Here is a 20,735-nt window from a genome sequence, read left to right on the forward strand (position 1 = left end):
ATGGCACATAAAAAATCTAATTTACCCACCAAATGCTGTGCCCATTGTCATCGACCCTTTACGTGGAGAAAGAAATGGGAGCGCGATTGGGAACAGGTTAAGTACTGCTCGAAACGCTGTGCTGGGCTGGCACGCCGCGCGGCGCGCCAGCAGTCGGATGAGGATTAAAGTTGCTGTGCTATCCATAGACGAACTTTCTTCTCGAGTAAAAATAGAGGCAGTGCGCCATCTTCTAGCACGATGCGATGAAAACGCTTGATATCGAATTTAGGACCGAGCTTTTGTTCTGCCATGCGTCGTAACTCTGCGATTTTCAACTGACCTATTTTATAAGCGAGGGCTTGCCCCGGTAACGCCATGAAGCGCTCTGCCTCTGAAACAGCCCGTGCTTTTGCTACTGGAGCATTATCGTACATGTAGTCGAGCACTTGCTGGCGGGTCCAACCTTTATCATGAATGCCGGTGTCAGTAACTAAACGAATAGACCGCCAGAGCTCAGCCGCTAACGCACCAAATCGCTGATAAGGATCTTGGTACAATCCCAGCTCATCGCCTAACGATTCAGCATAGAGACCCCAGCCTTCGGTATATGCTGTTTGTCGACCGTACTTACGGAATAGCGGTAAGTCCTCCAATTCTTGCTGAATACTAATTTGGAAATGATGTCCCGGTGCTGCCTCGTGCAAAAATAGAGCGGTTTTTGCCCACGTGGGGCGAGAGGGAAGATCGTACGTATTTAGGTAAAATATAGCAGGGCGCGTGTTCCCCCTCGGTGCAGATTGATAACTACCGGAACTGGCTGACTGCTCGCGGAAGCGTTCAACGGGTCTCACTTCGTAGTCCGCTTGCGGGAAAATATTAAATAGTTTCGGCACACGCGCGTCCACTTTTGCGCGGAGAGCACGGTAGTCTTCCAGCATGGCTTGACGACTTGGGTAAATAAATTGTTCGTCGTTGGTCATGAAGTTAAAGAATGCTTTTAAATCACCCTGAAAGTCGATTTCAGTCATTATTTGACGCATTTCATCATGAATACGCGCGACTTCTTGCTTACCGAGTTGGTGAACCTTGTCGGCACTGATATCGATTGATGTATTGACTTTGATTTGGTGCTGATACCATGCTTTTCCGTTTGGAAGCTGACCAATTCCGAAACTCTTGGTGCGTGTGTGAGGTAAGTATTCTTGCTCTAAATAGTCTGCTAAGCGTTGATAGGCGGGAATAACTTCGTTATTCAATATGTTGGCGTATTGAGTGCGGAACGCTTCCTGTTGTTGCTCCGATAACGTATCTGGAAACTGGTCAATGGGGCGCCAGAAAATACTTTCTTTAACATCATTAACTTGCTGAGCTCGGATTTGTGTTATTGATTTTTTGATGAGTACCTGAGGTTGAACAATACCTGTTTCTACGCCTTCTTTCATATTTGCGATAGCTTGATCAAATATGACAGGGATCTGATGCATCCGCTTTGCCCAATTGGCATAGTCTTCAGCATCATTAAATGGTTGAGCCGAGTCACCTGAACCAAGCATCGCATATTGATTTGCCAGATTATAAAACTGGTTAATCGGGATCAGGTGCGAAGGAAACGCAAACCCTGCGATGGCGTTAATGCGGTCCTGACGAAATATTTGATAGCTAATTTTCTGCTTTTCAGTTAATGAGTCGATATCAATAGAATCGATTTTATCTAGGTATGTCTGCTCTAACTGGCGTTGTTTTTTACGGTGGGCTGGTGACAAAAAATTAGGCAGTTTGTCGTTATAGCCTTCGCGCCCGATATACGTCGCCGTGAGAGGATTTAAATCGAGATTTTCGGTAAAATACCCTTGATAAATTTCATTGAGCTTCTCTGACATTGAGACGCTTTTGACCGACACTTTGGTGTTAGCGTTTTGCTCATGAGTGGTGGCGTCGCCGCAACCAGCGAGCAGCCCGACCACCGTCAACGCGATAAGTGACTTTTTCATATTTAGGCTAACTCCGTTCTATTTCTACCACTTTGCTTGGCTTTATATAACGCTTTATCAGCAGCTACTAACAGCGCACTGTGATTAGGGTAATGTTCGCTCGAGGCCACGCCAATACTCACTGTCACAGCTAGCTCATCGGCAAGATGTTGATAAGATGTGTCCTCTATCCGCTGACGAATTCGTTCGGCTGCTTGTAGCGCTTCTTTAGCGGTTGTCTCGGGCATTAACAATGCAAACTCTTCGCCGCCCCAGCGCGCAATGTAGTCTATATCTCTTAACATGTTGCTTAATAGCGCCGAGAGCTCTATCAGTACTTGGTCACCGATCACATGTAAAAAACGGTCATTAATAGATTTGAAGTGATCGACGTCGATAATAGCAAGCGATAGAGGCTGTTCCGATCGCTCACAACGTTTAAATTCATACTGAAGCTGCTCATCAAATGCTCGCCGATTACCTAACTGAGTCAGTGAGTCTTGACGTGCAAGCCCTTTAAGCTCTTTGGTTTTTTCGGCAACCATCAGCTCGAGTTGAGCCCGTTGGTTGTTCAAAAAGCGAATTCGTGCTCGCACTAATATAGTTGCCGCCAATCCCAAGGCAAAAATGATAGATAGCCAAAACCATGATTGTTGCCAGGGATGTTCAGAACGAGTGAAGGCGAAGCTGACGGGTTCACTCCAAGCACCTCCTGGATAAGCAGCGCGGACCTGAAATACGTAATCATTGGCGGGTAAGGACGTATATTCAGATGTGGTCATTGAACCGCGAGCAAGCCAATTATCATCGAAACCCACAAGGCGAACTTGATATTCGATGTGGTCGGCCATGAGGTATCCTAATCCGGCGTAATTGACTACAAGGCGTTGCGTATCCGCCGGTATATGGCCTCCATAAGTCACTCGCTCGCCGTCGGCTGTCACGGATGAAATAACCGCGGGTGGGGCGACCTGTACCATCGACTTCAAATCGGAGGGTGCAATCGACGATACGCCACGCGCAGTGCTCATCCATACTCGTCCCGTACTACTGCGTATCATTGCAGGGCTGCCACTGTTAATTTGTGAACTCCCCATACCATCGACTTCGGTAAAGCGTTGATAGGTCAGTTTATCGATCGTGCCATTGAGAAAGTCATCAAATACATCATGGGCAATAAACAGGACGCCACGGTTAGAACCTAACCAAATGTTTGCATCCCCATCAAAGGCCATGGACATATAGTTATCCAATGGTAATCCTTGATCTCGGTTAATGATGCCCCAGGTATCATTCTTTTGATGGTGATATATTAGACCTCGATCGGTAGCGAGAAAAACGTAAGGACCTTTCAGACTAATTTGAAAGGTTAACTGGGCGTCATTCAAGCCACTGAAATCAAGCTTATTAATCTTAAACGAATGATCTGATGACGCGGCTAAGTCAATGACAGAAACACCACTGACTGAGGCAACCCAAAGTTCATCGCCAATGACTCGGAGCGTGGTGATGTAATTATTTTGCAGTCCATCTCGGGTCGTTATTAATTTTGACTGCCAGCCGTTGGCTGTCTTCACTAGTTGGGTAACCCCAATCGGCGTACCGAGGAATACACCATATTGTTCTGACGTTGCGATGGCACGCACTTCTTCTGATTTAAGAACATTATCGGTAGTTAAGTGGTCGGTAACGCGTTCACCATCCCAGATGAATAAGCCATTGGTATAGGTACCAATGGCCAGTTGCCCTTGATAATCAGCAAACGAAAGAACAGATTGATTTGCCAAAGGGTGAGGGGGGTTAAAGGTTGCGAGACGTGACTCGTTGACGGTACTTATGCCGTTGCTTGTTCCAACGTATAGTTGGTTTTTATATTCATAAACCGACCTTACAAAGTCGCCAGCAAGACCGTTATGAGATTGCATCGTGGTGAACAATGAACGCCGAAACTGCATGAGACCACCGTGGGTCGATACCCAAACACTCCCTTCTTGGTCCTCAAGAATATCTAAGACGTGGTTATTGGGGAGTCCATTGGCCGTAGTAACTTGTTGCAATTCGCCATTGTACAGACGCAATACGCCATTACGGTAGGTCCCTAACCACAGGGCTCCGTCTCTTGTACGATTGATCGCGCTGATGGTGTAATTGATATTTGGCAACAACTGTTTAAATTCAAATGTATTAGGTTGTTGTTGGTAAACCCCGTTGCCGGTGCCAATCAAGAGCTGACCATCCGTATCGAGAAAAAGTTTCCGAATACGGTCAGCGGGAATTCCTTCGATGACTTTAAACCGTGTTGAACCCGCAGGCTTGACCGCCAGCCCGGCAGACGTTGCCGCCCATAAATTGCTTTTGTCATCAATACGTGCTTGATAGACGTTATTTGAGGGTAAGCCATTTTCGGTAGTAAATTGCGATACACGTTCATTATTTTCGTACGTGAGCAAGCCTTGTTCGCTACTTGAAACCCAAATCGTGCAGTGCGCGTCGATTTCTACTTCGTTGACAAATGGAGGTGCAGGCTCAAGTGGAAGCCAGCGGTTGTCATGAAAGCGGCTAAGTCCTCCGCGCGCACCCGCAACGTAGATACTATCGTCGCACGGATTGAGCGCAATTGAGAAAATACCGATGTCGGGTAATCCAGTAATGCGTATATCATCGTAGATCTCAAAGTCTTTGCCGTTGAAGCGGACCGGGCCTTGCCAAGTTCCAAACCAGAGAAAGCCTTGCTTATCTTGTGCAATGGCATTTATCGAGTTGTGGGGCAAGCCATCGCGGGTTGTCCAAGTCTGACGAGTCATATAGTGAATTGACTGATCGACCGGCAGATCGAACTGCGTCGTATTGATGGAAGGATCAGTCGGTGCGCTATGCGCGAAGCTGCCTATGCTAAGAATTGAAACAGCGGTAACGAGTGAAATGATTTTAAGCTTACTGAGCATCACGTGTTTGAGCATTTTGTCACGACTTTGAAGGTTGCTGACTTTCAAATGGTACGTGAATTGTAAATTGATTACCATTACTTACAACATTCGTAATAGCTGAATCTAAATTTATATCAACTTTGGAGATAAAGCATGACTAAATCTTATGCGGCTCAATCTGAAAACTCAGGTATGGCTCCCCATACTATTGAACGGCGTGAGCCTCGCGCAGATGACGTAGCCATCGATATTCTGTATTGCGGTGTTTGTCACACGGATATTCACTACGTACAGAATGACTGGGGTGGAACGATTTACCCGGTGGTTCCCGGTCATGAAATAATTGGTCGCGTAACGGCTGTCGGTAAGGATGTTAAAGACTATAAAGAAGGCGACATTGTTGGTGTTGGCTGTATGGTTGACTCTTGTCGTAGCTGTGAGGCATGTGATCAAGGGTTAGAGCAATATTGCTTGAGTGGCATGGTGCCGACTTACAACGGTGAGGACAAGCATGATGGCTCAATTACCTACGGCGGCTACTCAGAAAATGTTGTTGTCAGTGACCGTTTTGTTGTTCGCGTTCCCGACAGCCTCGATCCTGCCAAGAGTGCTCCTTTGTTATGCGCAGGGATAACCACCTATTCTCCACTGCGTCACTACGGTGTTAAGCAGGGTGACAAAGTCGGCGTGATTGGAATGGGTGGCTTAGGTCACATGGGTGTAAAGTTCGCCAAAGCGATGGGCGCAGAAGTGACCCTCTTCACGCGCTCGGAAAGTAAAGTCAAAGAAGCTAAAAAGCAAGGCGCTGATCACGTTGTTATTTCGACTGATCCGGAACAAATGGAAGCGGTGGCAGAAACCTTTGACTTTATGCTTGATACCGTGCCTGTTCAGCATGATTTAAATCCGTATTTGAATTGTCTGAAATTTGATGGAACGCATATTTTGGTCGGCTTGCTTGAGCCAGTAGATCCCGCATTACAGGCAGGGCAACTGGTAATGAAGCGTCGTGTACTTGCAGGATCGCTGATTGGTGGAATGCCAGAAACCCAAGAAATGTTGGACTTCTGTGGTGAACATGGCATTCACTGTGATGTAGAAATGCTTGATATCAAGAATATTAACGAAGCCTTCGAAAGAATGAAAAAAGGTGATGTTAAATATCGTTTTGTTATTGACATGGATACGTTAAAACAATCCGCTTGATTGAGTTAATCGATTCCAAAAAAGATTGACGGGTGTTTATTTTTCCGTCAATCTTTTTTTATTTGGGCGGTTAATCAATCTGAGTGAAAAAATTACTTCGTCCTACATATATCATCGATAAGCTTGATCCTAATTATCGCCGCAGCCAACTGTTACAAGCGTGCTTGATGATGGGGGTCGGCGCACTGTGTCTACTGGCGGTAATAAATTTAGCTGTATTCGGTGACCCGGTACTCGCTCTGCTTGATGCGTTGGGTGCGGTTATTGCGGCGAGCCTGCTGTACCTTGTTAAACGGAAGCGATTACTAGAGCTGGTAAGTTGGCTTTTTGTTCTCACTCTGGGATTATTGATCACTGCGTTTTTATCATTGGCGGCTGGAAGCAATAATGGCTACTTATGGACCGCTGTTTTTCCTCCTTTTGCGTTTTTTCTTTTAGGTAAGACACGGGGTTTTTGGTTAACCGTTGTCTTTTTTACTATCTTCCTGATTCAGCTCTACATCAGCATTTTCGTTAAACAAGTGCCTTACTTATCACTCGGCGGCTTTTTAAATACGCTCGAGGTATTTGTTATTAGTCTTCTTTTGTACCGTTTTTATGAAAAGACGCGAACCGAGGCCAATGAGTTATTACAAGAACAAAGTATTCGCTTAGAAAAAATGGCGAAGACGGATAAACTGACACAGTTGTATAACCGACAGTATCTCGACGTAACGCTATTCAGTTTATATAAAGAGCGTCGGACATTACCGATTTCTGTCCTATTACTCGATGTTGATCTATTTAAAAGAATTAACGATGAACACGGCCACCTGTTTGGCGACGAAGTGCTCGTCAAAATGGCTCAACGTCTCACTGAGGTCGTTCGTGATGACGATGTTGTCGGCCGTTGGGGAGGTGAAGAATTTCTAATCATCGCTCCGAACACCTCAAAAAGTGATGCTTTAGGACTCGCGGAACGCGTTCGCCGTAGTCTGAATATGTCAATTACTGAATCGGTAACGACCAGTGTGAGCATCGGTGTATCGAGCGCTGACAGAGTTAAGAGCCCAGAAGAGTTAATCTCACAAGCCGATCGAGCGTTGTATCAAGCAAAGTCAAATGGTCGTAACCAGGTTTGTAGTTTCATTTCGGCAGTTGAATCTCATCAACGAACGATTAATAATAAGGCTTAGGAAGAGGCGCGATAGCTAGGTAGCATTTCTTGATAAGTTCCAACACTTAAGAAATGTGAGGGAGTTTTTCGCCGAGGTAACTGAGCGGTTGGATGCTTAGTTATCGGCTGTTGGGTTTGAACACCTGCAGTTGTCACCAAACGGGTGGAGAGCTTCTGGCTGCAGTATTGAGAATCCTCATCATGTACCAAGCTCTCTGAACATTGTTGTAAGTTGTTCAGAGGATCAAATGACTAATCCCCAACATACATTTCGAGTTGCAAAATTTGGTGGAACCAGTGTCGCTAATTATTCGGCAATATGCGCCGCGGTTGCCAACGTAAAATCACAAAACCAACCTATCTTAGTGGTCGTAAGTGCATGTGCTGGCGTTACCGACCGGCTAGTGATGCTCGCTAACGAGTCTGACAATGTGGAGTCTATATTGTCTGAGATAGTGCATCGACATACAGAGATCGCCGATGAATTATCCCGTTTAAACAGAGGCGGCGCGGTGGAGAAGCAATTAGCGCTTGATGACTTGCATGACCGACTGAGACAACATGTGGCGCGCAGACCTACTCCCCATGATGCTTCGTTTGTCGCGTGGCGAGACCAGCTTTTGAGTTTTGGTGAGTATTGTTCAAGCCTACTATTTAGCTGGGCTTGGGAAGCGAAAACAGAACAACCGAGCGCAGTACTTGAGGCGAAAACTTGGCTCTTTACCGACAGTCGATACGGTCGAGCGAGACCGCAGCTTAAAGCCATGATAGAAAAAGCACCACAATGGCTTAAAACCTTAGAGCCTGGTCGGCTCTATGTAACCCAAGGCTTTATCGGAAAAAATGAGAGGGGTCAAACAACAACCCTGGGACGCGGCGGAAGTGACTATTCAGCAGCGTTGCTCGCGGTTGTCGTCCAAGCTCAAGAGTTACAAATTTGGACCGATGTGGCGGGCGTGTATTCGACGGATCCAAGACTATGTTCAGATGCTTTTGCAATCGCTGAAATGAGCTTTGATGAAGCGGCTGAAATGGCGACTTTTGGCGCTAAAGTTTTACATCCTGCGAGCTTATTGCCTGCTATTGAGTATCAGATACCGGTATTTGTCGGGCATGCGGCGTATCCTGCTCGTGGCGGAACTCGTTTGGTAAAGAACAGTACTCATAAACCCGATGTTAGGGCAGTCGCAGTCCGTAAACAGCAGACTTTGATGACCGTACATAGCATTGATATGTTTCATGCTTCGGGTTTTCTCGCGCAGTTGTTTTCGATTTTCGCTAAGTACGATATTAGTGTTGACCTGATCACGACTTCAGAAGTAAGTATTGCGCTCACGTTAGATGAGGGAGGTAGTCAAGCTAATCACGCGGTATCTGTGCCAGCCGCAGCCATCGCAGAGATTGAACTGTTTGCTAAAGTTGAACTTGAGTACAACTTAACGCTCATAGCACTTATAGGTAATCAAATTGGTCGTCAGTCCCAGCTCAGCCAATGGGTGTTTGATGCCGTCGCACCAACACCCGTGCGGCTTATTTGCCAGGGTGCCAGTGAATTTAACCTGTGTTTTCTTATTCCAGAGAGGGATACGATTGACGTGGTCACGCGATTACATGCGCGCATTAAGCGATAAGAGACCGAAAATTTATTCTTTCGCTTATTAAATTAAAAGCGGTTGTGCGTATAATGCCTGCGAAAATGATAAAAACATCAGTTAGTAGGCATTAATATGGATCTTTTACACGCTATTTGGTTGGGGATATTACAAGGGATTACTGAGTTTTTACCCATCTCTAGTTCTGCTCACCTAATTTTGTTGCCCGTGCTTACAGGCTGGCAAGATCAAGGGGTTGCTTTTGATTTAGCGGTTCACGTGGGAACGTTGTTAGCCGTTATTGGCTATTTCCGCAAAGAGGTGGGGACTTTGCTTTTTGATGGCTTGCGTTCCATACCGAGAGGAAAACATGTTGGTGAGAGCAAACTTGCATGGATGGTCGTGATCGCGACCATTCCAGCGTGTGTAGCCGGCTATTTCCTGATTGATTACGTTGATTCGGTATTACGCGCCGTCGCAGTCATCATTACGACAACGGTCGTGTTTGCCGTATTGCTCGCGGTGGCGGATAAGTTTTGTCGCGGAACGCGAACACTCGATCAAATTGGTTTAAAAGACGCCATCATTGTCGGCTTATTTCAAGCCGTTGCTCTGATTCCTGGTACGTCTCGATCAGGGTCGACGATTACGGCAGGGCTATTTTTGGGAATGACGCGAGAAACCGCCTCAAAATTCTCGTTTTTCATGGCGATTCCTATCACTTTAGCAGCGGCAACCCTAAAATTAATGGATGTGGTCAGCGAGGATATATTGATCGATTGGACTGCATTCATGATAGGTACCTTGGCCTCATTTATAACGGCTATCACTGCAATTCACCTGTTTTTGAAATGGTTAAATCAAGTTGGTATGTGGCCTTACGTGATTTACCGTTTTCTACTGGCAGGCTATTTAGTTTGGGTTTTCTATCTGTAAACGTGTTTCGATATTTAAGGTAAAACAATCGTATGTATGAAGCACTAAAAGGGCGCTTAGCCGCGTTAAAGAACAACCGTTTATTTGAGTTTGCGGTGATTACCGTAATCATCATCTCGGCGTTGGAAATTGGTGCCAAAACTTACGAACTACCGAACTTGGTAAATACGATGCTGGTGGGCTTGGACTGGTTCATCACAGTTTTTTTTGTGGTTGAAATTACCATTCGTTTCATCGCCGATAGCGATAAAAAGCACTTCTTTAAAAATGGCTGGAACGTGTTCGATACGCTGGTAGTTGTGGTCAGCCTCATTCCAGTAAACGACTCGGAACTTGCTTTGTTGGCTCGCCTTGTGCGTGTCTTCCGAGTGCTTCGAATGATATCGATCATTCCCGAATTACGAACGCTCATTACATCCTTGCTAAAAGCACTGCCGCAGATGGGTTACGTCGTATTGTTGATGTTCATTATCTTCTACATCTACGCTGCGCTGGGGAGTTATCTATTTAAAGATATTAATCCGTTCCTCTGGGAAAACATCGCACGTTCGATGCTCACTCTGTTCCGCGTGATGACGTTTGAAGACTGGACGGATATCCAATATGAGACAATGGAAGTCTATCCATGGAGTTGGCTGTTCTATATGACGTTCATTTTTTTGACCGCTTTTGCTTTTCTGAACATGGTGATCGGTATTGTTGTCAATGTAATGGATAAAGAAAGCCGACTTGAACTGCAAGCGTGTGAGCAAGAGCTTGAACAAAGTCGCGAGCAGCAGTTAAACGAGCAAATCGCTGGTTTACGGTCAGAGATCACCGAGTTAAAGCAGCTTATCGTCAAACAAGGTGGGCATGGAACAAATAACGACGCCTCTTAAAGTTAACATTCTGCGTAAGCCGATAAAGCATATTTATTTGCGCTTACGCTCGGCTGATGAGCTAGAGGTGAGTGCACCTAAACGCTGTCCTCAAAAGTACATTGATGAACTCATTGCAGAGCGGCATGACTGGATTACACAACGTCGTGCACAGTTGCGTGATACGGCGCGCTCGCCCAGCGTGCCGTTACTCAGTACGGAGCGCGTGTTACTCGCGGGTCGCTGGTATCTATGCCAGGCTTGCCGGAACGCCAAGGCGGCTGGCCCTGAGGCTGATTCGGCACTGTTCAACGTGACTGTACGGGGCGATAAGGGACTGACTGAACAACACGTCGAACGACAACTGCGCCGCTACTTAAGTGAGAGGATCACGGCGCTCCTTACTTATTGGGAACCCTTGATGGGTGTCAAAGCAAGTTGTTTCGGCATCCGCAAAATGCATACACGATGGGGCACTTGTAACACAAGAACCGAGAAGATTTGGCTGAGCTTCCAATTAGTGCACTTTCCCTTGGAGTTGCTTGAGTACGTTGTTGTTCATGAGCTTACGCACTTATTTGAGCGCTACCATAACAGGCGTTTTTATGCGTTAATGGACTCATTTCTGCCGAATTGGCGTTCATTAAAACAACGTTTGAACCATTATGAGATACCCGATTACCCCAGCGGGCAGTGAGGATTTTAGGCAAGCTGCTAAGCGGCGTTTGCCACGTGCACTATTTGATTATATTGATGGCGGTGCATTCGCTGAACAAACCGCACACGCTAATGTCCATTCGTTTTCACGCTGGCGCATACAACAACGTGTGCTGCGTGATGTTGAACATATAAACCTTGCGGTGAATCGACTGGGTCAATCTTATGCAGCGCCGCTTGCGCTAGGACCTGTCGGCTTAGCAGGCATGATGGCGCGTCGTGGCGAAACACAGGCATACCGAGCTGCTCAACACGAACACATTCCTTTCTGCGCATCCACCGTGTCACTGTGTGGTATTAATGAAATTCATCAGCACCGTGATACTCAACCAGCATGGTTTCAATTATACATGATGCGCGATCGCGAGTTTGTTGCACAGCTACTTGATCGCGTGCAAGCACAAGGTGTTGAAGTGCTCGTTGTGACGGTCGATTTGGCGGTGTTGGGTGTGCGCTATCGAGATGTCAGAAATGGCTTCGAATCAAGCACGGGGCTCGCTAAGTTAAAGCGATTCTATGACTTTGTATCACATCCCCAATGGTTATGGGACGTAGGCTTAAAAGGTGGCCCCCACGTTTTTGGTAATCTCACCGACGCGGTGCCCAACGCACGACAATTGACAGACTTCAAAAGCTGGGTCGACGCACAGTTTGATCCTCGTGTCACGTGGGATGATATTGCGTGGATTCGCTCCCGTTGGCCCGGCAAGTTAGTAATCAAAGGTATCTTGCATTCTGATGATGCACTGCAGGCTGTAAAAGTCGGTGCCGACGGTTTGATCATTTCTAATCATGGGGGGCGTCAACTGGATGGCGCGCCATGTCCAATTGATATATTACCCGAAATTCACCAACACTTATTGAATCAGGGATGTCGCGAACGCATTGAACTTTGGCTCGATGGCGGGCTGCGTAACCCACAGGATTTGTTAATTGCACTAGCGCTGGGTGCCGATGGTGGGCTATTAGGGCGTGCATGGATATACGCACTGGCTGGCTATGGCGAGTTTGGCGTGACACAACTACTTAAACAGTGGCGGAAAGCGCTCTCCGTTAGCTTGGCGTTAATGGGGTGCAACGACATTAATCAACTCAATGAATCGCACTTAATAAGAAGCTAATAATAAGGAGCGGGTGTGAGAAAAAATGCAGCACAGTTAGCCGTAGCAGCGCTCGAAAAACTCGGGGTGACGCATACGTTTGGTATTCCCGGTGTGCACAACACAGAGTTTTATGATGCGCTGCACGCCAGTGAGCAGATTACCCCTATCTTAGTCACTCATGAGGGGGGCGCCGCGTTTATGGCCGATGGCATGAGTCGCGTTCGGCAAATGCACGAGGGCATTGGTGTACTCGCTATTGTTCCCGCAGCGGGTTTCACTCATGCAGCGAGTGGTATTGGTGAGGCGTATCTTGATGGTGTTCCGATGCTTGTGATTTCGGGTGGGGTGCGCACTGATACCGAGTTTGATTTTGTCTTGCATGGTGTTGACCAGTTGGAACTGGCAAAAGGGATCACCAAAGGCGCGTTTCGTGTTAATCATCAAAATGATGTAACCGATGTGCTGTATCAAGCTTACCAACTGGCGACTGAAGGAAAGCCAGGTCCTGTGTTAGTCGAAATCCCTGTCAATTTGCAGCTATTTGATGCAACCGTTGCTCAACCTCAACAGCCGCCTCAGCCCACTACACCGGCTATCGATGAGCAAGCCATTCAACGGGCTGTTGAACTCATATCAGCGGGTAAGAGACCCGGACTGTTTGTCGGTTGGGGTGCTCGACACGCGCAACAGCAACTAATTGATTTAGCAGAATATCTGCAAGCACCGGTGGCGACCACCTTGCAGGGACTGTCGGTTTTTCCTCATGATCATCCACTGCATGTGGGCTTTGGTTTTTCAGCTTCGGCGGTACCCGCAGCGCAAGCAAGCTTTAAAGACTGCGATTTAATGATCGCGATTGGTACACGTTTTGCCGAAATCCCAACAGGCAGTTTCAGTGCAAAAGTGCCCGAAAACCTCATTCATATTGATATCGATGAGTCGGTATTCAATCGAAATTATCCGAGCAAAGTGAGTATCAGAGGAGACGCGACCGAGGTACTGAGATTGTTAAATGATGCGCTACACGGGCAGCCTCCACGTCCCGAAAATGCATCGCTCAAGGCTACAATTAAGCAATTAAAACAGGATTATTTTGACGAATGGCAAGCGCATGATAGTCACGAGCGCATTAATCCATACGTGCTTTTTAGGTCAATTGCCGCACAAATGATGGATGACGCGACCCTTGTTTTGGATGATGGAAATCATACGTACTTAGCGGCGGAATTATTGCCCCTAAAAGCCGGCATGACATTATTGACTCCCACTGACTATAACGCGATGGGCTATGCTGTTCCTGCCGCAATCGGTGCAAAGCTGGCTCAGCCCGAGCGACAAACCATTGCCATTGTGGGAGATGGCTGTTTTGTTATGACGGGAATGGAGTTGCTGACAGCGCAACAGCAGGAGGTTGGCGTTGTTTGTTTTGTATTCAACGACGGCGAACTTTCTCAAATCGCGCAAGCGCAGCAAACGCCTTATGCGCGAAAACCCTGTACGGCATTGGTGGGTGCGAAATTTGAAGGCATGGCATTAGCGACCGGAGCGCATTATATTCGTATTGAAACCGAAGCTGAGCTCGATGCGTATATAGCCCAAGCATTCGACGTCGCAGCTAAAGGACAGAGTGTATTGGTTGATGTTAATATTGATTACAGTAAACCCACGCGCTTTACTCAAGGTACGGTAAAGTCAACTTTTAAGCGCTTTCCGACCCGTCAGAAGCTGCGCATTGCTGGTCGAGCGGTGAAGAGAAAACTGTTTGGCTGAAACATTCGCCAAAGGTCGAATCGTGTTGTATTAACGATATGATTAAACTGAAGTAAATACTGTTGTAGGGAGTTAACGTTGAGATATTTACACACCATGGTTCGGGTCGAGGATCTCGACGCGTCATTGCGTTTTTATTGTGACTTGTTGGGCCTTAAAGAAATGTACCGGAAAGAAGTTGAAGCCGGGCGTTTTACATTGGTGTTTCTAGCTGCACCCGAAGACGAAGATGCGGCCAACGAAAACAAAGCGCCGATGGTGGAGCTGACATATAACTGGGATCCAGAGTCGTATGACGGCGGGCGTAATTTTGGCCATTTAGCCTATGAAGTGGACGATATTTATGCACTGTGCAAAAAGTTACAAGATAACGGCGTGACGATTAACCGTCCGCCACGTGATGGACGCATGGCATTTGTCCGCTCTCCGGATGGCATTTCGATCGAACTACTGCAAAAAGGTGGCGCGCGTGAACCAGAGGCACCTTGGGACACGATGGAAAATACGGGTGAATGGTAATTAGAGGGTAGATCCCGTATAATTCGCCCACAGTTCAACCTATTACGAAGTCTGATAAACGATAGGAATCATTATGTCGAACGACAAATCGAAGATTATTTATACTGAAACGGATGAAGCACCACGTTTAGCTACTTACTCGCTGCTGCCTATCATCCAAAGCTTTACTAAAGCGGCAGGCGTTAAAGTTGAAACGCGTGATATTTCACTTGCAGGTCGTATCATTTCGCAATTCTCTGAGTATCTTACTGAGGAACAGCGCCAGTCAGACGCATTGGCTGAGTTAGGCGAATTAGCGAAGACACCAGAAGCTAACATTATTAAATTGCCGAACATCAGTGCATCTATTCCACAGATGACTGCGTGCATTAAAGAGCTGCAAGCACAAGGCTACAAATTACCTGACTTCCCGTTTGATCCACAGACTGACGAAGAAAAAGATATTCGTGCACGTTATGACCGCGTTAAAGGCAGTGCGGTGAACCCTGTGTTACGTGAAGGTAACTCAGATCGCCGTGCACCGATGGCGGTTAAAAACTTCGCTAAGAAGCACCCCCATCGCATGGGCGCTTGGAGTAAAGATAACCAAGCCCACGTTGCGCACATGGAAGAAGGCGATTTTTACGGATCAGAAAAATCAATGACTTCAAGCCAAGACGATAGCTTTAAAATCGTATTGGAGAGTAACGGTGAGCAAAACGTACTTAAGGACGGTATCAAAGTGCTGGCCGGCGAAGTTGTTGATGCTGCTGTTATGAGCCGCAAGAAGCTACAAGCGTTCTTCGAGAAAGAGACGGTTGCTGCTAAAGAGCAGGGCGTTCTACTGTCATTGCATTTAAAAGCCACCATGATGAAAGTTTCTGACCCGATCATGTTTGGCCACGCGGTGCGTGTTTATTTCAAAGATGTACTTGAAAAACACGCCGATTTAATGAAAGAAATTGAGTTTGATGCCAGCAACGGTATTGGCGATTTGTACTCTAAGCTCGATAAACTGACCGATGAACAGCGTCAGGAAGTCGAGAATGACTTGAATACCGTTTATGCCAAACAGGCTGAGTTAGCAATGGTTAATTCAGACAAAGGTATCACTAACTTACACGTACCAAGCGACGTTATTATTGATGCTTCAATGCCTGCCATGATTCGTGACTCGGGCCAAATGTGGGACCGAGAAGGTGGACAGAAAGAAGCTAAGGCGATGATCCCCGATCGTTGCTATGCGGGTGTTTACCAAGAGACGATTAGCTTCTGCCGTGAAAACGGTGCGTTTGATCCTGCAACCATGGGTACAGTGCCTAATGTTGGTTTGATGGCGCAAAAAGCGGAAGAATACGGTTCGCACGATAAAACCTTCGAAATCCCGGCGGATGGTACGGTAAAAGTATTGAATCAAGCGGGTGATGTAGTATTTGAACACGCGGTTGAAGAAGGCGACATCTGGCGTATGTGTCAGGTTAAAGACGAGCCTATCCGTGACTGGGTTAAGCTTGCCGTTAATCGCTCACGTTTAAGTGGCATGCCTGCCGTATTCTGGCTCGATAAAAACCGTGCCCATGATGCTCAGTTGATCAGCAAAGTTGAGACTTACTTAAAAGAGCACGACACCGATGGTTTGGATATCCAAATCATGTCGCCTGAAGAAGCAACACGCCACACGTTGAAGCGCGTGAAAGAAGGCAAGGACACGATCTCAGTCACGGGTAACGTATTACGTGACTACTTGACTGACTTGTTCCCGATCCTTGAGTTGGGCACTTCTGCGAAAATGCTCTCGATTGTCCCATTGATGAACGGTGGCGGCTTATTCGAAACCGGCGCGGGTGGCTCAGCTCCTAAACACGTACAACAGTTTGTGGAAGAGAACCACTTACGTTGGGATTCACTGGGCGAATTCCTTGCGTTGGCGGCTTCACTTGAGCATCTCAGCCGTGCGACCGACAACCGTCGTGCGCAGATTTTGGCAGATGCGCTTGATAATGCGACCGCGAAGTTCTTGGAAGAGAACAAATCGCCTTCGCGTAAAGTGGGTGAGATTGATAACCGCGGCTCGCACTTCTACTTGGCGATGTATTGGGCTGAGTCTCTGGCTAAGCAAACTGAGGACAAAGAGCTTCAAGAGCGCTTTGAGAAACTCGCTGCAGCTATGCAGAAGAACGAGCAAGCCATCATGGACGAATTGAACGGTGTTCAAGGCAAGCAAGTCGAGATCGGTGGTTACTATCAGCCAGACGCTGATAAGGTATCTGCTGCTATGCGCCCATGTTCAGTATTGAACGAGACGCTCGCAAGCTTATAATGGACATAAGGTTGTGATAAAAAGCAGGCTGCGGCCTGCTTTTTTTATGTCTAACTGTTGAGGAACACACGTGAGTGAACAAAATTATCTACTAAAACTGAGAGCACAGTGTTTAAAGCTGCCGTTGGGGGCGCGTATCTTCTCCATGATGTTCGCTCGCAAAGCGCCTTACTTTGCTTCGATAAAGCCGCTAGTCACTGAGCTTGAGCCTAACTTTTGTCAACTGACGTTTAAAAAACGCAAAGCGGTTGAAAATCATATTGGTACCGTACACGCGATTGCTGTATGTAATGGCATGGAAATGGCGATGGGGGCATTAGCTGAGGCGTCCATTCCTAAGCACTTACGTTGGCTGCCTAAGGGGATGCAGGTCAATTACTTGGCTAAGACCAATAGTGATGTGCGCATTGAAGCGCGAGCGACAGAGCAAACATGGCAAGTTGGCGATCAGCCTATCGAAGTCACTGCCTATCGAGACGATGGTACTGTGGTGGCCGCAGGGCATATTACGATTTATGTTTCGGAAAAGCCGGTAAAGCCTAAGTCATAAACCATTAAAAAAGGGGCCTAAGCCTAATGCCGATCAGTTAAGAAATTTTCAATGATCGGTTGACCGATCCGGCAGAGTCTTCAAAATCCATAGTCAGAATTTCTGGCTATGGATTTTTTTATGTTTTTAAGTCAAGCGTTAGAACAGCTGCAAGAGTTTACCCCAGATGATTTCAGTAAGTTACCCGACTTACTCGAGCCTGAATTAGTCGAGCAATGCTTGCAGGATACAGGCGTTACGACGGTGCGTAAGCGTCGTTTGCCCATGGATTTTATGGTGTGGGCTGTTGTTGGCATGGCGCTTTTCAGAGACATGCCCATGCGGCAACTGGTTTCGCATCTTGATTTAATGTTGCCTGGTAACAGGCCCTACGTTGCACCCAGTGCTGTGGTTCAGGCACGTCAGCGCTTAGGCGCTGATGTGATGAAGCGGATGTTTGAGCTCACTAATCAGTTATGGTTCGATAAATTACCCACGTCTCATTGGAATAACCTATCGATTTTGGCAGTAGACGGGACTGTCTGGCGTACACCCGATACGCCTGAAAATAGTGCGAGGTTTGGACGCACAGCGAATCAACTCAAAGAGTCAGACTATCCTCAAATTCGTATGGTTAATCAAATGGAAGTCAGCAGTCATTTAGTGACAGCAACGGAGTTTGGCAGTATTGCACAAGCCAGTGAAGTTGATTTGGCAGCTAAACTTATCGAGCGAACGCCTGACCATTCACTGACGCTATTCGATAAGGGCTTCTATGCGCTGGGGCTATTAGAGCAGTGGCATCGGGCGGGTGAAGAGCGCCACTGGCTTATCCCGCTCAGAAAAGGCGCGCAATATACTGTAAAAACATCATTCAGTAGCACCGATAAACTGGTGGAAATTAAGTTATCCCCACAGGCAAAAAAGAAGTGGGATAACGCACCCGAAACCGTTGAAGCTCGGTTGGTGAGCAAGAAAGTCGGTAAGAAAGATGTGGCTATCTTAACCTCAATGACAGATACGATGCGCTATCCGGAAGCGGATATCGTGGACTTATATGCTCACCGCTGGGAAATCGAACAAGCTTACCGAGAAATGAAGCAGTATATGCTGAAAAATGAACTGACCTTGCGAAGTAAGCGTCCCGAGCTAGTTGAACAAGAGCTCTGGGGCATGCTCGTAGCATACAACTTGTTACGATATATGATGGCTCAAATGGCTTACAGCCTGAAGCAGGTCGAGCCCAATCAAATCAGCTTTAAACAGGCATCGCACTACCTCGTTGGACAGCTTCATATGCTCGTAAATATCTCTCCAGGGAAAATACCCAAAGTCATGGAGCAGATGATGGAAATGGCCAGCGCGTTTGTATTACCTGACCGACGAGAACGGCACTATCCACGAGCAATAAAAAGGCGACCGCAACGTTATCCGATGCGGTCGCCTAGAAAAAATGCTAGTCGTTAGCTTAACTGACAAGCATTAGGCCTAAGCCCCTTTTTTAATGATGCGATACATCTCACTTTACGGTTTATTGACTGGCTCATTAGCGTCAATAACTGCACCTGGATGATCATCGTTGTCAGCTTCACCGTCGTCTGGTGGCAGCTTTTCCCACTTACGAGTGAAGAAGGCGAGAACGAATACTACCGCACCCACACTGACACCGAATAGGAATATCGTCCAGTAGAGCTCTGGCATGGCTTGAGGGTTTTCAGGATCAAGACCACCTGCTAACAAGCCAGCAATTAAGTTACCCATCGCATAGGTCAGTACGAATACGCCCATTAACTGGCCCGCCATGCGTTTTGGCGACAATTTACTGACGGCACTTAATGCGACAGGGCTCAAGCATAGTTCACCCACGGTGTGAATGAAGTAAACAGCAACTAGCCAGTAAGGCGCGACCTTAAGTCCACTTGCAGCGGCTTGAGAGGCGAAGAACATGACGATAAAGCCGGTTGCCATGATCATCAGACCGATTGCACTCTTAAAGCCGTAAGAAGGGTTAATCATGCGTTTACTGAGGTTAATCCAAAGCGCCGCGAAGAATGGTGACAACGTGACCAGGAAAATTGAATTTAACGATTGGAACCAAGTGGTTGGAATTTCAAAGTCGCCAATCATACGATCGGTTAAGTCACGTGCAAACAAATTAAATGAAGAACCGGCTTGCTCGAAGCCTGCCCAGAACATGGTTGATGCGATACACACGAGGAACAAGGCGCCGAGGCGTTTCATTTCATTGCGTGTCAGTTTACCAAACAGGAAAATACTCAGGTAATACACGAAGAAAATGATAGTAAAGATAACGGCCACGTTGCCAGCTAATACCACTGGATCAATAACAATAATATTGTTTAGCGCTAGATAGGTGACGGTTGCCAGACCCGCCAATAGCAAATAAATTACTGCCCAGCTACGCTTGGCAGCACCTGCGCTCATCGGTTTAGCTGGCTTCTCGCCAACACCCTTTAACTTGGGCTGTGTCAATTTGTATTGAATTAGGCCAAAAGCCATACCGACGGCTGCAGCACCAAAGCCCCAGTGATAACCGGCATTTTCTTGCAAGTAACCGGTAACGAAGTAACCGATAATAGAACCAATGTTAATACCCATGTAGTAAAGGGTATAGCCACCATCACGACGGTCATCATTTGAACTATACAGTTGACCCACCATCGCCGTGATATTCGGTTTGAGAAGACCTGTTCCAAGAACAACGAGGATCATACCGATAAAGAAGCTGGCTTCGCTTGGGATTGCCAGTACGATATGGCCCAGCATGATGATAATGCCACCATACCAGGTTGCGCGTTGGCCACCCAGAAGGCGGTCAGCAATCCAACCACCAGGAAGACCCATGAAATAAACAGCACCGGTATAAAGACCGTAAATTGCTGTAGCGGAGGCGACGGTAATGGCAAGTCCACCTTCTTGCATTGAGGCGGTCATAAACAGCACGAGCAACGCGCGCATGCCGTAGTAACTCATGCGCTCCCACATTTCGGTAAAGAACAGGGTTTGAAGTCCCCCTGGCTGTCCGAAAAAACTAGCGTCTTTGTCGACAATATTTTTTGGATCCATTTTAATTATCCGTTTGTTATAAAAATTAATGTTGACCCATTCGACTTTGGTCGAAGTCGAAAAAAGTGGTCATACTTTACTAGCC

The 20,735-nt window shown here is 46.9% G+C and carries 16 protein-coding genes and 1 riboswitch; of the genes, 13 read left to right on the plus strand and 3 right to left on the minus strand.

The features are described 5' to 3' along the window. Positions 1–168 carry a DUF2256 domain-containing protein gene (locus AC3AP5_RS04255; protein WP_006955466.1) on the plus strand — a complete coding sequence of 56 codons (168 nt, stop codon included), beginning with the start codon at positions 1–3 and terminating at the stop codon, positions 166–168. On the opposite strand, the gene AC3AP5_RS04260 is transcribed toward AC3AP5_RS04255, so the two are convergent. Both AC3AP5_RS04260 and AC3AP5_RS04265 read right to left on the minus strand, forming a co-directional pair. Continuing rightward, complete coding sequence (locus tag AC3AP5_RS04260) at positions 165–1,973, minus strand: DUF885 domain-containing protein (protein WP_006955465.1); 1,809 nt, start codon at positions 1,971–1,973, stop codon at positions 165–167. The two genes, AC3AP5_RS04255 and AC3AP5_RS04260, sit on opposite strands and share 4 nt — an antisense overlap. A gap of 2 nt (positions 1,974–1,975) precedes the next feature. Continuing rightward, the gene (locus tag AC3AP5_RS04265) at positions 1,976–4,912 is read right to left on the minus strand and encodes a ligand-binding sensor domain-containing diguanylate cyclase (RefSeq protein ID WP_487327067.1); all 2,937 of its coding nucleotides are present in this window, start codon (positions 4,910–4,912) and stop codon (positions 1,976–1,978) included. Positions 4,913–5,032: 120 nt separating this feature from the next. Between AC3AP5_RS04265 and AC3AP5_RS04270 the strand changes: the two genes are divergently transcribed. The 12 genes from AC3AP5_RS04270 to AC3AP5_RS04325 all read left to right on the plus strand — a co-directional run bounded on the left by AC3AP5_RS04270 (position 5,033) and on the right by AC3AP5_RS04325 (position 19,030). Next, a complete protein-coding gene (locus tag AC3AP5_RS04270) occupies positions 5,033–6,085 on the plus strand; it encodes an NAD(P)-dependent alcohol dehydrogenase (protein WP_006955463.1) in 1,053 nt (350 codons plus the stop codon). Between the two features lie 83 nt (positions 6,086–6,168). Next, on the plus strand, positions 6,169–7,260 hold the full coding sequence (locus AC3AP5_RS04275) for a GGDEF domain-containing protein (RefSeq protein WP_006955462.1): 1,092 nt from the start codon (positions 6,169–6,171) through the stop codon (positions 7,258–7,260). Continuing rightward, positions 7,254–7,423, plus strand: a riboswitch (Lysine riboswitch). Its footprint overlaps the gene before it by 7 nt. 66 nt (positions 7,424–7,489) lie before the next feature. Beyond that, on the plus strand, positions 7,490–8,872 hold the full coding sequence (lysC, locus tag AC3AP5_RS04280; protein WP_487327068.1) for a lysine-sensitive aspartokinase 3: 1,383 nt from the start codon (positions 7,490–7,492) through the stop codon (positions 8,870–8,872). Between the two features lie 96 nt (positions 8,873–8,968). Continuing rightward, positions 8,969–9,769 carry an undecaprenyl-diphosphate phosphatase gene (locus AC3AP5_RS04285; RefSeq protein ID WP_006955459.1) on the plus strand — a complete coding sequence of 267 codons (801 nt, stop codon included), beginning with the start codon at positions 8,969–8,971 and terminating at the stop codon, positions 9,767–9,769. Between the two features lie 32 nt (positions 9,770–9,801). Further along, the gene (locus tag AC3AP5_RS04290) at positions 9,802–10,647 is read left to right on the plus strand and encodes an ion transporter (RefSeq protein WP_006955457.1); all 846 of its coding nucleotides are present in this window, start codon (positions 9,802–9,804) and stop codon (positions 10,645–10,647) included. After that, positions 10,622–11,323: a M48 family metallopeptidase gene (locus tag AC3AP5_RS04295; RefSeq protein WP_006955456.1), complete on the plus strand. Its 702-nt coding sequence runs from the start codon at positions 10,622–10,624 to the stop codon at positions 11,321–11,323. The genes AC3AP5_RS04290 and AC3AP5_RS04295 overlap by 26 nt, the downstream gene beginning before the upstream one ends. Beyond that, a complete protein-coding gene (locus tag AC3AP5_RS04300; protein WP_487327069.1) occupies positions 11,292–12,464 on the plus strand; it encodes an alpha-hydroxy acid oxidase in 1,173 nt (390 codons plus the stop codon). Before AC3AP5_RS04295 ends, AC3AP5_RS04300 begins: the two co-directional genes overlap by 32 nt. Before the next feature lie 15 nt (positions 12,465–12,479). After that, positions 12,480–14,216: a thiamine pyrophosphate-binding protein gene (locus AC3AP5_RS04305; RefSeq protein WP_487327070.1), complete on the plus strand. Its 1,737-nt coding sequence runs from the start codon at positions 12,480–12,482 to the stop codon at positions 14,214–14,216. A 78-nt stretch (positions 14,217–14,294) separates the two neighbouring features. Further along, positions 14,295–14,735, plus strand: coding sequence for a lactoylglutathione lyase (gene gloA / locus AC3AP5_RS04310; protein WP_040487867.1), 441 nt, complete (start codon positions 14,295–14,297; stop codon positions 14,733–14,735). Between the two features lie 73 nt (positions 14,736–14,808). After that, complete coding sequence (locus AC3AP5_RS04315; protein ID WP_071462618.1) at positions 14,809–17,034, plus strand: NADP-dependent isocitrate dehydrogenase; 2,226 nt, start codon at positions 14,809–14,811, stop codon at positions 17,032–17,034. A 70-nt stretch (positions 17,035–17,104) separates the two neighbouring features. Beyond that, positions 17,105–17,584 carry a hotdog fold domain-containing protein gene (locus AC3AP5_RS04320; RefSeq protein WP_071462619.1) on the plus strand — a complete coding sequence of 160 codons (480 nt, stop codon included), beginning with the start codon at positions 17,105–17,107 and terminating at the stop codon, positions 17,582–17,584. 120 nt (positions 17,585–17,704) lie between these two features. Further along, the gene (locus tag AC3AP5_RS04325; protein WP_287832378.1) at positions 17,705–19,030 is read left to right on the plus strand and encodes an IS4 family transposase; all 1,326 of its coding nucleotides are present in this window, start codon (positions 17,705–17,707) and stop codon (positions 19,028–19,030) included. 57 nt (positions 19,031–19,087) lie between these two features. Here the strand turns inward: AC3AP5_RS04325 and AC3AP5_RS04330 are convergent, their stop codons facing one another. Next, positions 19,088–20,650, minus strand: coding sequence for a peptide MFS transporter (locus AC3AP5_RS04330; RefSeq protein ID WP_006955446.1), 1,563 nt, complete (start codon positions 20,648–20,650; stop codon positions 19,088–19,090). Between the last annotated feature and the right edge of the window lie 85 nt (positions 20,651–20,735).

This window comes from Idiomarina sp. D18 (assembly GCF_057748155.1).

Excerpts from the sequence above, each read along its gene's own strand:
- AC3AP5_RS04260 (WP_006955465.1), bottom strand. The coding sequence starts at position 1,973 with ATGAAAAAGTCACTTATCGCGTTGACGGTGGTCGGGCTGCTCGCTGGT.
- AC3AP5_RS04270 (WP_006955463.1), top strand. The coding sequence starts at position 5,033 with ATGACTAAATCTTATGCGGCTCAATCTGAAAACTCAGGTATGGCTCCC.
- AC3AP5_RS04290 (WP_006955457.1), top strand. The coding sequence starts at position 9,802 with ATGTATGAAGCACTAAAAGGGCGCTTAGCCGCGTTAAAGAACAACCGT.
- AC3AP5_RS04325 (WP_287832378.1), top strand. The coding sequence starts at position 17,705 with ATGTTTTTAAGTCAAGCGTTAGAACAGCTGCAAGAGTTTACCCCAGAT.
- AC3AP5_RS04265 (WP_487327067.1), bottom strand. The coding sequence starts at position 4,912 with ATGCTCAAACACGTGATGCTCAGTAAGCTTAAAATCATTTCACTCGTT.
- lysC (WP_487327068.1), top strand. The coding sequence starts at position 7,490 with ATGACTAATCCCCAACATACATTTCGAGTTGCAAAATTTGGTGGAACC.
- AC3AP5_RS04315 (WP_071462618.1), top strand. The coding sequence starts at position 14,809 with ATGTCGAACGACAAATCGAAGATTATTTATACTGAAACGGATGAAGCA.
- AC3AP5_RS04255 (WP_006955466.1), top strand. The coding sequence starts at position 1 with ATGGCACATAAAAAATCTAATTTACCCACCAAATGCTGTGCCCATTGT.
- AC3AP5_RS04330 (WP_006955446.1), bottom strand. The coding sequence starts at position 20,650 with ATGGATCCAAAAAATATTGTCGACAAAGACGCTAGTTTTTTCGGACAG.
- AC3AP5_RS04285 (WP_006955459.1), top strand. The coding sequence starts at position 8,969 with ATGGATCTTTTACACGCTATTTGGTTGGGGATATTACAAGGGATTACT.
- AC3AP5_RS04295 (WP_006955456.1), top strand. The coding sequence starts at position 10,622 with ATGGAACAAATAACGACGCCTCTTAAAGTTAACATTCTGCGTAAGCCG.
- AC3AP5_RS04300 (WP_487327069.1), top strand. The coding sequence starts at position 11,292 with ATGAGATACCCGATTACCCCAGCGGGCAGTGAGGATTTTAGGCAAGCT.